A 10,013-nucleotide genomic window follows, 5' to 3' on the forward strand; every position below is an offset into this window, starting at 1 on the left:
GGCCACCGGGCGGCCCGGGTGCCGCGACACGCGCCGCGCTCGCCGCGACCACGGGCTCCGGCGGGCCCGACGCGGCCGGCGGCACGGCGCGCGGGCGCTGCGCCAGATCCGGTACCCGCCGACAGTCCCCTTCTGGCCGAATGCCTGCAACAATGACAGGCATCTTGATGTCGATCTTCGGGAACGCGATGAGTGACCGCAGCGACGGCGGACGCGACGACAGCGCACGCCTGGGCACCGGGCCTGATGCGGCTGCCCGCCACCACGACGGGGACGGACGTCCCGACGGAACCGGCGGCAGCGACCAGGTAAACAACGACCAGAGCGAATGGGGCCGAGTCTCGTCCGACGGCACGGTCTACCTCCGCACCGCCGAGGGCGAGCGGGCAGTTGGTTCCTGGCGCGCGGGCAGTCCGGAGGAAGGGCTCGCCCACTTCCGCCGGCGGTTCGACGACCTGGCCGCCGAGGTGGTGCTGCTGGAGCGGCGGCTGACCGTCAGCGGCGTCGACCCCGCCGGCATCGCCGGCAGTGCCCGGCGGCTGCGTGACGGGCTGGCCGAGGCAGCCGTGGTCGGTGATGTGGGCGCCCTCGCCGCCCGTCTCGACGCGGTCCTGGCCGCGACGGACGTCCGGCGCACGGAACTCGCGGCCCAGCGTGCCCAGCGGGTGGCCGCCGCCGTCGCGGCGAAGGAGGAACTGGTCGCCGAGGCGGAGCAGCTCACCCGCAGCTCCGAGTGGAAGGCGACCAGCGAGCGCTTCCGCACCATCGGCGAGGACTTCCGCGCGATCACCGGTGTCGACAAGCGGACCGACTCGGCGCTGTGGCGGCGGATCGCGGTGGCCCGTGACGAGTTCACCCGCCGCCGAACCGCACACTTCGCCGCGCTCGACACCCAGCGCACCCGCTCCCGGGAGCGCAAGGAAGCGATCATCGCCGAGGCGGTCAGCATCTCGGGCTCGAGCGACTGGGGTGCGACGACGGCGCGTTACCGGGCTCTGATGCTCGAGTGGAAGTCGGCCGGGCGGGCCGCGAAGGACGTCGACGACGAGTTGTGGAACCAGTTCCGCGCCGCGCAGGACGCGTTCTTCAGCCGGCGCAACGCCGTCAACGCCGAGCGCGACGCGGAGCTGCGGGCCAACCAGGCCAGCAAGGAGGAGCTGCTCGCCGAGGCGACCGCGCTCGACCCCGCGGACGTCGAGCGGTCACTGCGCCGCTACCGGGAGATCCAGGACCGCTGGGATGCCATCGGGCATGTCCCGCGTGACGCTGTGAACAGCCTGGAGCGCCAGCTCAGCGCCATCGGCGACAAGCTGCGTGAGGCCTCGGACGCCCGCTGGGACCGGCGGGAGATCGAGGAGTCACCGTTCCTGCGCAAGCTGCGCGAGTCGATCACGAAGCTCGAGGCGAAGCTGGAACGGGCCCGGGCCAACGGGCGGGCCCGCGAGATCGCGGAGGCCGAGAGCGCGCTGGCCACCCAGCGGGCCTGGCTGGCCCAGGCCGAGCAGCAGAGCTAGCCGCCTCCTTCGCAGGTGCGTGCAGCGGTGCTGTGGTGGGCTCTGCCGTGCCGACCCTGGGCGGGCGAGTCCGAAGAGTGGAGGGTTTCGTCGTTCCGACGACCAGAACCCTCCACTCTTCGTGATTTAAAGGTTACCCTCTGCCCCTTTTGGTCCGAGTCATCCACCCGAGCCAGACCACCTGAGCCGGCCACATCCGCGTCTCGCCGCCGACGACACCACTCCGAACGCGCCGGTTGTGCTAACTGTCCGCTTGCCAGAGCTAGCATGCGGCCGTATGGTCCGGGGTGTCAGGCGTAGTTGCGGAGGTGGGTGACTGCCGTGGCGGCAATCCACGTGAAGGATGTCGGCGACTTCATCCGTGAGCAGCGGCACGGAGCGCAGATCTCGTTGCGTCAGCTCGCGCGGCAGGCCGGCGTGAGCAATCCCTACCTGAGCCAGATCGAGCGCGGCCTGCGCCGACCATCGGCCGAGATCCTCCAGCAGATCGCTAAGGCGCTGCGGATCTCCGCGGAGGTTCTGTACGTGCAGGCCGGGATTCTGGAGGAACGGGAAGGCGGCGAGGACCTGATCGCCGCCGTGCACGCCGATGACACGCTGACCGAGCGGCAGAAGCAGGTCATCGTCGACATCTACGACGCGTTCCGTCGGGAGAACGCGCTCACCGGGGCGTCCTCGGGCGCGAAACCGGCCGAGACCCCGCTGCCCACGGCCAGCGGCCTGAAGCCAGAAGCGCCGGCCGCTCCAGAAGCGCCGGCCGCTCCAGAAGCGCCCGATGCACCAGAAGCACCAGAAGCACCAGAAGCACCGACCGTGGAATCCGGTGCGGAGGCCGTCTCGCCCGGGGCCGGCAAGGTGCGGAGAACCCGGAAGGCCGGCATCACCCCACCGAAACCATCCGGTACGTCCGCTCCGGAAAGCTCCGACAGCTCTGACAGCGAGGGATCCGGCGCCGCCAGACCGGCCGGGCGCAAGTCAGCGTCGGCCGGCACCCGACGCACCGCCGGCGCCGCCCGTTCGGCCTCGAAGGCGGGGGCCGGGAGCAAAGCGCCGCGTAGCAGCGGTACGAAGCGCGCGTCGGCCACCGCCGCCGGTGGTTCCAGGACGGCGGCCGCGGAGGCCGGCGGCGAACCCACCCCGGCACCGGCGCCGTCCCAGGACGACAGCACCACCTGACCCAACACCATCACAATCAGCGGAGATCACTAGGAGATCACATGGCCACCACCCGAACCAGCGCGAAGGCGAAGAGCGAAGTTCCGGTGCACAGCTCCGACGTCCGCAAGCCGCTCTACGCCTCAGTCGGCGCGGCGGATGCCGCGGTCGAGAAGCTCCTGACGCTTCCCGCGACCTACGGCACGGAGGTTCGCCGGATCTCGGACCGGGTGAGCCAGATTCCCGCCCAGGCGGTCCGGGTACCCGTCCAGGTCAGCTCAGCCGTCCTGTCGCTGCCGATCACTGTCGGCTCCCAGATCTCCGACCTGCAGGGCCGCGCGACCGAGCTCTACAACTCGTTCGCCAGCCGCGGTGAGAAGCGCGTCGCAGGCATCCGCCGCAGCCCCGCGACCGAGGAGGCCGTCAAGCGCACGCGGACGGCAGCCAGCCAGACCCGGGCCGCGCGCACCTCGACGCGCCGCGCGGCCAGCGCGACCGGACGCGCCATCGGCGACGCGGTCGGCCAGTAGCGGCGCTCACGGTCACCCGAAAGCAGCACAGCCACACAAAAAGGACCACCAGAACACAACACGGCCAACCCATCGACTCCGCGCACCACGAACCAGGCACCCTGAGTGCCACCGGTTCGTGGTGCGCGTGTTGTATCGGGGCATGCGCTATCGTCCCCTGGGTTCTTCGGGCCTGATGGTCTCCGTCGTTGGGCTTGGCTGCAACAACTTCGGCTCGCGGGTGGACCTCTCCGGTACCCGCGCCGTCGTCGACGCCGCACTGGATGCGGGCGTCAACTTCTTCGACACCGCCGACACCTACGGGAACAAGGGCGGCTCCGAAACACTGCTGGGGCACGTGCTGCGTGGGCGGCGCGACGATGTCGTCCTCGCCACCAAGGTCGGCAAGGACATGGGCGGCATGTACGGCCAGGACTTCAACGCGCGGGCGTCGCGCCGCTACATCCGCAAGGCCGTCGAGGGCTCACTCAGCCGGTTGCAGACCGACTACATCGACCTGTACCAGCTCCACTCCCTCGACCCGTTCACCCCGATCGAGGAGACCCTGGAGGCTCTCGGCGAGCTCGTCCAGGAGGGCAAGGTCCGCTATGTGGGCTCCTGCAACCTCGACGCCTGGCAGGTGGCGGACGCGGAGTGGACCGCCCGCGCCTCCGGAACAACCCGCTTCATCTCGGCGCAGAACCACTACAACCTGCTCACCCGGGAGCCCGAGGCCGAGCTCGTGCCCGCCACCCTCAAGTACGGCATCGGTGTCATCCCCTACTTCCCGCTCGCGAACGGCGTGCTGAGCGGCAAGTACCGGCGTGACGAGGTGCCACCGCCCGGCACCCGCCTGTCAGGACGTCAGGACGAGCTCACCGACGAGCTGTTCGACCGTGTCGAGGTGCTGGAGGCCTTCGCGCGGGAACGGGACCGCTCCCTGCTCGACGTCGCGATCGGCGGACTCGCCGCCCAGCCCGGGGTGGCCTCCGTGATCGCCGGTGCGACGACCGCCGAGCAGATCCGGGCCAACGCCGCCGCCGGCCAGTGGCAGCCGCGCCCGGACGATCTCAGCGTGCTCGACAAGATCGCCCCGACCCGACGTCCGGTGTCCTGACCTCCACGTCCTGAGCAGATGCGCTGAGCCGACGTTCTGGGCCCAGGTTGGCCCCGGGGCCGCTCCCCGGGGCCAGAACGGCCAGCACCGCCAGCACCGCCAGCGCGGCCGGCACCGTCAGCGGGGCCCAGCGCGGCCAGCGCCTCAGCGTGCGGTCGGCTCGCTCTGCAGCGCGCGGACCAGGGCCTCCTCACGTTCCGGGGACAACGACGTCCTGATCACCATCGGCCGATACTCGCGCAGCGCGTCGACCACCGCCGGATGGGACCGCCGGACGAGCAGGAACACCGCGGCACGACCTGGCTGGAGGCAGCCGACGACCCGGCGGACCATCGCGCCGTCGATCGGCTCGGTCACCAGCAGCCGCCCCGCGATCGCACCGCACCCGGCGCCTACCAGCAGGCCGGCCATCGGCGCGAGGAAGAGCGCGCCGACCGCGCTCCCGCACGCCGCGCCGCTCAGCGCCGCCGACCGGGTCCGGTGCGTCAGGTGCCTCACCTGCACCGTGCCGTCGTCGTCACGCCAGGCCAGGGCCTCGTCCGCCAGGTTGATGGTGCCCGCCCGGGACATTCGCTGACACCGGGCCCAGGCCTCCTCCGCCTGCCGCCTGCTGTCGAACTCGAGCACGACCAGTTCCGCCACAGACCCATCGCATCGCAGGCCATTGACATCTGGCAAACCGAGGGGAGTCGGTTAGAGTGTCCGTATGGTCACGGTGAGCCTGCTCCAGGGTGACATCACCAGCCAGGCCGTCGATGCGATCGTGAACGCCGCGAACTCGTCGCTACTCGGTGGTGGTGGGGTCGATGGGGCCATCCACCGGGCTGGCGGGCCCGAGATCCTCGCGGCCTGCCGGCGGCTCCGGGCCGGCGCGCTGCCCGACGGGCTGCCCACCGGCGGCGCCGTCGCCACCACGGCCGGCCGGCTGGCGGCCCGCCACGTCATCCACGTCGTCGGCCCCGTGCACGCACCCGGGCAGGACCGTTCCCATCTGCTCCGTTCCTGCTACACGCAGGCCCTCGCAGTGGCGGATGAGATCGGCGCACGCACCGTCGCCCTGCCCGCCGTCAGCGCCGGCGCATACGGCTGGCCGGCCCGCGATGCCGCCGACATCGCGCTAACCACCGTGCTCACGGCTCCCACCTCCGTCAAGGAGGCCAGGTTCGTCCTGTTCGACGAGGCGATGCTCCGTATCTTCACCGAGGCACTCGGCGCTCTCCAGCCACGATGAGCCCACACCGGACGGCGGCAACCCCTCGGGGCCGGGCGGCGTAGGCCCCGCATCCAGCGGCGTGCGCCCCGCATCCAGCGGCGTGCGCCCCGCATCCAGCGGCGTGCGCCCCGCATCCAGCGGCGTGCGCCCCGCGTCCAGCGGCATGGGGCCGGCGTCCAGCGGCATGGGGCCGGGGCCGGGCGGCCAGGCGACGGTGAGCTCACCGAGCCGCCACCGGTGCGGGCCGTCGAGGACCAGCCAGCCGTCCCGGCGCAGCAGCCCGGCGGCGGCGATCCAACGCTGACGCGGCCCGAACGCGCCTCGCGGAGCCGAACGCTCCCAGGCCGCATCAAACGAGGTGAGGAGCGCGTGGACGTCCTCACCGGGCACATTGCGCGCGATCAGGCTCTTGGGTAGCCGGGGCGCGAGGTCGGACGGCCGGGTCAGGCTTCCCAGGTGCGCCGAGAAGGTCAGGCTCCGCGGCCGGCGATCAGGCCCGAGAGTGAACCAGCAGGCCCGGCGGCCGATCTCGTCGCAGGTCCCCTCGACCAGGATTCCGCCGGTCTGCAGGCGTCCCACCAGCGCGGCCCAGGCCGACTCGACCGCGCCTTCCTCGTACTGACGCAGCACGTTCATCGCCCGGATGACGACGGGCCGAAGACCCGCCAGCTCGAATCCGCCGCGGGCGAACGTGAGCCCGGGCGGGCGGGCGGCCGGTTCGGCGGCGGCGACCCGTTCCGGGGCCAGCTCCAGCCCGACAACCCGGACATCGGCCCGCACCGGGCGGAGCCGGTCGTACATCTCGACGGTGGTGACCGGCGACGATCCGAAACCGAGATCGACGACGAGCGGGTCCGTGGCACGCCGCAGCACCGACCACCCCGCCGACGCCAGCCACCGATCGACCCGGCGCAACCGGTTCGGCGCCGTGGTGCCCCGGGTGGGCAGACCAAGCGCCCGCGCGCGGCCGGCGGCCAGGCGCGGCCGGCGCCGCGAAACTGTCACTCCGCTCACATCCCTCTCGAAACCCCGGCCGTGAATCCCTTGTTCGCACAGGGTCGGTCGGATGGCGCCCACCCGGTACGGGCACATACAGCTCGTGCCGAGTGTGCCGGGCGGGCATAGGAGGGCCGCCGCCCGGGTTGAATGACGTTGGCGCAGGCCGTCCGCTTGGTCGCTAATGGAGGTGGTTGGTGCACCTGGTCGATGGCCGTCCGCCGGACCGGCGTGACGCCGCTGCGCCGAGGACGCAGAGGACGCCGAGGGCACCGTCACGGGTGGCGATGCTCTCGATGCACACGTCGCCCCTCGAGCAGCCGGGAACCGGTGACGCGGGCGGCATGAACGTCTACATCATCGAGCTCAGCCGCCAGCTCGCCGCGCTCGGCACCGAGGTCGAGGTGTTCACCCGCGCGGTCAGCAGCAAGCTTCCGCCGACCGCCGAGATCGCCCCCGGTGTGACGGTGCGGCACATTCCCGCCGGCCCGTTCGAGGACATCGGCCGCGCCGAGCTGCCGGCCTGGTTGTGCGCGTTCACGGCGAACGTCCTACGCACCGAGGCCGGGCAGGACGCCGGCTGGTTCGACCTGGTTCACTCCCACTACTGGCTGTCCGGCCAGGTCGGCCTCTCCGCCGCCCGACGGTGGGGCGTGCCGCTGGTCCACACCTCCCACACCCTGGCGAAGGTCAAGAACGCCTCGCTCGCGGACGGCGACCGACCGGAACCGGAGCTGCGCCTGCATGGCGAGCAGGAGGTGATCTCGGGCGCAAGCCGCCTCATCGCCTCGACGGAAACCGAGCGCCGTCACCTCATCGACCTCTACGGGGCCCCGTCCGACACAGTGGACGTGGTCGCCCCCGGCGTCGACCTGGATGTCTTCCGGCCCGCCGGCGACGGCGACGAACGGGCCGCGCGAGCCCGGCTCGGTTTCGACCCCGACACGCAGCTCCTCCTGTTCGTCGGACGTATCCAGCCGCTCAAGGCTCCGGACGTCCTGCTCGCCGCCGCCGCCGAGCTCATCCGCCGGGACCCGGAACGACGCAGCCAGCTCGCCGTGGTCGTGGTCGGCGGCCCCAGCGGCTCCGGGCTCGAACGCCCCGACGCCCTGGTGAAGCTCGCCGCGGAGCTCGGCATCACCGACATCGTCCACTTCCAGCCGCCCGTACCGCACGATCAGCTCGCCTCCTGGTACCGCGCGGCGACGGCCGTGGTCGTTCCCAGCCACAGCGAGAGCTTCGGTCTGGTCGCCGTCGAGGCACAGGCCTGCGGCACCCCGGTGGTCGCCGCCTCCGTCGGCGGTCTGCGCACCGCCGTCGACCACGGGACGTCCGGGGTCCTCATCCGTGGCTGGGAACCGGCGGACTACGCCACCGCGCTGGAACGCATCCTCACCGAGGAGCGGTGGCGACGGCATCTCGCCGCGGGCGCCCGGGCCCGCGCCGCGGGCTTCGGCTGGACCGCGACCGCACGCGGTGTCCTGCGCAGCTACCAGGCCGCCATCGCACCGAGCGCCGTGGCAGTCTGACGACATGACGCCCTCCATCGACGTCGCCGAACGCGAACGCCTCGACAAGCTGATCAAAGCCGGGCTGGACGACCTCGGTGTCGCCTACGAACACTCCGACACGGGCGCCTTCCTGGTGACGTTGGAGGGCGAACACAAGCTGCGCACGATGACGTGGCTGGTGGTGCAGGACCACACGCTGCTCGTGGAGGCCTTCTTCATGCGCGCTCCGGCGGAGAACGCCGCCGGTACCTACGGCTTCCTGCTGAGCCGGAACTCCCGCACCTACGGAGTGCACTTCTCGATCGACGACATGGGCGACATCTTCCTCACCGGGCAGGTCCCACTCAGCGCGATCACCTTCGAGGAGATCGACCGGCTGCTGGGCTGCGTCGGTACCTACGCCGACGAGAACTTCGACCCGGCCATCGCCATCGGCTTCGCCGGCGCCATCCAACGCGAACGTGCCTGGCGGGCCAAGCTCGCCGCCGACAGCGGATCCGCCGCACGCCCCGCGTAGCGCCGCCACGACCACAGGCATATCCCGACGCCCCTCGCACCCCCGCGCCCTCGCCAGAGCGGCACGCCTCGACGCCCGGTCGGCCCGCCAGGTCTCTGTCCTTCGGCTCAACATGCCCCGATCGCCTGCTTCCCGAGGTCGCGCACAGCGTCGACAGCCGCCGCGAGAGTGGCAGGCGCGTGGGTAAGACCCGCGACGATGTCGTGTGTTCCGCCCATTCCCGCACGCTCCAGCAGTTGCTTCTCGTTGGTGACCCACTCCCCCCGCGCGGCGAGGATCGCGTGTGCGTATTCCGACGCGCCGACAACGAGCAGGCCCGCACACTGAGCCGTCCGCCCACGCGACGCGTGATGACGCCTGGCGTACGAAAGTGTCAGCGCCGCATGGTCGGACCATGTCCGCGACGCCGATACTCGCAGCGCCTCGGGATACTCCGGTGTGGGCAGCGCACCGCGAAGCACACGGTTGATCGCGAGCTCACCGACGACGAGATAGCTCGGAATTCCCGCCAGGTGAAACATGAGTGGCTCGATGTGGAACTCACCGCGCTCAGCGCGGGCGAGCTGCTCCTCGACGACGTCGAGGTCGCGGTAATGCACGTCCACGGACCGGTCGGCGACAGTCAGCCATGCACCACCGTTGAAGACGCCACCACCCCAGCCACCGACCTCCGACACCTCCCCCGGAAATCCAAGGTCTCGCAGCGACGCCGGATCAAATCCACCTCGGTAGTAGATCGCAAGATCCCAGTCACTGTCCGGCCGATGAGTCAGCTGCGCCCGCGACCCGCCGAGCGCCACCGCCTTCACCCTGGGTAGCCCGAGCAGCATTTCCGCGACCCCGTCGAGAAAATGAATGTCGTCCACGGCCCCATTGTAGATACACGGAAACATCGACACAAACTATTATTGACAGGAAGCCCAGGATTCCCGCGTTCCAGGAGGCGGAAATAATTTTCCGCTCTCCGGCGGTGCGATCGACGGTTCACATCGGACAGTCGTTTTCGCTCGTCGCGTCAAGCTCGACGGTGACACATTCCCCGTCGAGGTACGAATGCGGCCGCACCTCGTACCGGCGGCCGGTCGGACTCGTCCACCGGAACACCCCCGGCCAGGGCTGGGTCACCTGCCATCGGCTGTGATGACGCACCCGATGATGCCGCCTGCACAACGGCCCGAGGTTCTCCACCAGGGTCTTCCCGCCCCAGGCGTAGGGCCGGGTGTGGTCCAGATCGCAGCGCCACGCCCGGCGTGTGCAGTGCGGGAACATGCAGCACGGGTTCCGGGCCTGCACATGCCGTTTCTGCCCCGGACTCGGATACCGCCGCTCTCCCAGCTCCACGAGATGACCCTGCTGGTCTGTGAGCATCCGCCGCCATGTCGACGTCGGCCGCGACGCGATCTCCCGCGCCACGGTCGCGGGGATCGGCCCGTACCCCACCAGCTCCCCCGACTCTGCATCCAGGCCGAGCAGGGTTCCGA

The 10,013-nt window shown here is 71.0% G+C and carries 10 protein-coding genes and 1 pseudogene; 7 read left to right on the forward strand and 4 right to left on the reverse strand.

Annotated features, from left to right (window positions below; translation table 11 throughout):
• Positions 1 to 167: 167 nt before the first annotated feature.
• From FREUN1FDRAFT_RS35820 to FREUN1FDRAFT_RS35835, 4 genes are all read left to right on the forward strand, one after another.
• On the forward strand, positions 168 to 1,514 hold the full coding sequence (locus FREUN1FDRAFT_RS35820; RefSeq protein WP_006545298.1) for a DUF349 domain-containing protein: 1,347 nt from the start codon (positions 168 to 170) through the stop codon (positions 1,512 to 1,514).
• A 321-nt stretch (positions 1,515 to 1,835) separates the two neighbouring features.
• A complete protein-coding gene (locus tag FREUN1FDRAFT_RS35825) occupies positions 1,836 to 2,690 on the forward strand; it encodes a helix-turn-helix domain-containing protein (protein ID WP_006545299.1) in 855 nt (284 codons plus the stop codon).
• Between the two features lie 41 nt (positions 2,691 to 2,731).
• Positions 2,732 to 3,199, forward strand: a complete 468-nt coding sequence (locus FREUN1FDRAFT_RS35830) for a hypothetical protein (RefSeq protein ID WP_006545300.1) — start codon at positions 2,732 to 2,734, stop codon at positions 3,197 to 3,199.
• A 175-nt stretch (positions 3,200 to 3,374) separates the two neighbouring features.
• A complete protein-coding gene (locus FREUN1FDRAFT_RS35835; protein WP_232295573.1) occupies positions 3,375 to 4,295 on the forward strand; it encodes an aldo/keto reductase in 921 nt (306 codons plus the stop codon).
• A gap of 144 nt (positions 4,296 to 4,439) precedes the next feature.
• On the opposite strand, the gene FREUN1FDRAFT_RS35840 is transcribed toward FREUN1FDRAFT_RS35835, so the two are convergent.
• The gene (locus tag FREUN1FDRAFT_RS35840; RefSeq protein WP_035957222.1) at positions 4,440 to 4,937 is read right to left on the reverse strand and encodes a DUF1269 domain-containing protein; all 498 of its coding nucleotides are present in this window, start codon (positions 4,935 to 4,937) and stop codon (positions 4,440 to 4,442) included.
• Between the two features lie 64 nt (positions 4,938 to 5,001).
• On the opposite strand from FREUN1FDRAFT_RS35840, the gene FREUN1FDRAFT_RS35845 reads away from it, so the two are divergent.
• Entirely contained in the window at positions 5,002 to 5,526 is a 525-nt protein-coding gene (locus tag FREUN1FDRAFT_RS35845; RefSeq protein ID WP_006545303.1) for an O-acetyl-ADP-ribose deacetylase, read from the forward strand.
• 174 nt (positions 5,527 to 5,700) lie between these two features.
• Here the strand turns inward: FREUN1FDRAFT_RS35845 and FREUN1FDRAFT_RS35850 are convergent.
• Positions 5,701 to 6,513 (reverse strand): annotated as a pseudogene (locus FREUN1FDRAFT_RS35850) (class I SAM-dependent methyltransferase); the annotation flags it as partial.
• Positions 6,514 to 6,701: 188 nt separating this feature from the next.
• On the opposite strand from FREUN1FDRAFT_RS35850, the gene mshA reads away from it, so the two are divergent.
• Both mshA and FREUN1FDRAFT_RS35860 read left to right on the forward strand, forming a co-directional pair.
• Entirely contained in the window at positions 6,702 to 8,033 is a 1,332-nt protein-coding gene (gene mshA / locus FREUN1FDRAFT_RS35855; protein ID WP_006545305.1) for a D-inositol-3-phosphate glycosyltransferase, read from the forward strand.
• 4 nt (positions 8,034 to 8,037) lie between these two features.
• Positions 8,038 to 8,532, forward strand: a complete 495-nt coding sequence (locus tag FREUN1FDRAFT_RS35860) for a YbjN domain-containing protein (RefSeq protein WP_006545306.1) — start codon at positions 8,038 to 8,040, stop codon at positions 8,530 to 8,532.
• A gap of 107 nt (positions 8,533 to 8,639) precedes the next feature.
• Here FREUN1FDRAFT_RS35860 and FREUN1FDRAFT_RS35865 read toward each other — a convergent pair whose 3' ends face one another.
• Together FREUN1FDRAFT_RS35865 and FREUN1FDRAFT_RS35870 are read right to left on the reverse strand one after the other, a co-directional pair.
• Positions 8,640 to 9,425 carry a nucleotidyltransferase domain-containing protein gene (locus tag FREUN1FDRAFT_RS35865; RefSeq protein WP_006545307.1) on the reverse strand — a complete coding sequence of 262 codons (786 nt, stop codon included), beginning with the start codon at positions 9,423 to 9,425 and terminating at the stop codon, positions 8,640 to 8,642.
• Positions 9,426 to 9,516: 91 nt separating this feature from the next.
• The coding region (locus tag FREUN1FDRAFT_RS35870; protein WP_006545308.1) for an HNH endonuclease signature motif containing protein at positions 9,517 to 10,013 on the reverse strand (497 nt) is incomplete at its 5' end.

Source organism: Parafrankia sp. EUN1f (genome assembly GCF_000177675.1).
Taxonomy (GTDB): Bacteria; Actinomycetota; Actinomycetes; order Frankiales; family Frankiaceae; genus Parafrankia.

Bases quoted from the DNA above. Each gene is read 5' to 3' on its own strand.
- FREUN1FDRAFT_RS35865 (WP_006545307.1), bottom strand. From the start codon at position 9,425: ATGTTTCCGTGTATCTACAATGGGGCCGTGGACGACATTCATTTTCTC.
- FREUN1FDRAFT_RS35845 (WP_006545303.1), top strand. From the start codon at position 5,002: ATGGTCACGGTGAGCCTGCTCCAGGGTGACATCACCAGCCAGGCCGTC.
- FREUN1FDRAFT_RS35820 (WP_006545298.1), top strand. From the start codon at position 168: ATGTCGATCTTCGGGAACGCGATGAGTGACCGCAGCGACGGCGGACGC.
- FREUN1FDRAFT_RS35860 (WP_006545306.1), top strand. From the start codon at position 8,038: ATGACGCCCTCCATCGACGTCGCCGAACGCGAACGCCTCGACAAGCTG.
- FREUN1FDRAFT_RS35835 (WP_232295573.1), top strand. From the start codon at position 3,375: ATGGTCTCCGTCGTTGGGCTTGGCTGCAACAACTTCGGCTCGCGGGTG.
- FREUN1FDRAFT_RS35830 (WP_006545300.1), top strand. From the start codon at position 2,732: ATGGCCACCACCCGAACCAGCGCGAAGGCGAAGAGCGAAGTTCCGGTG.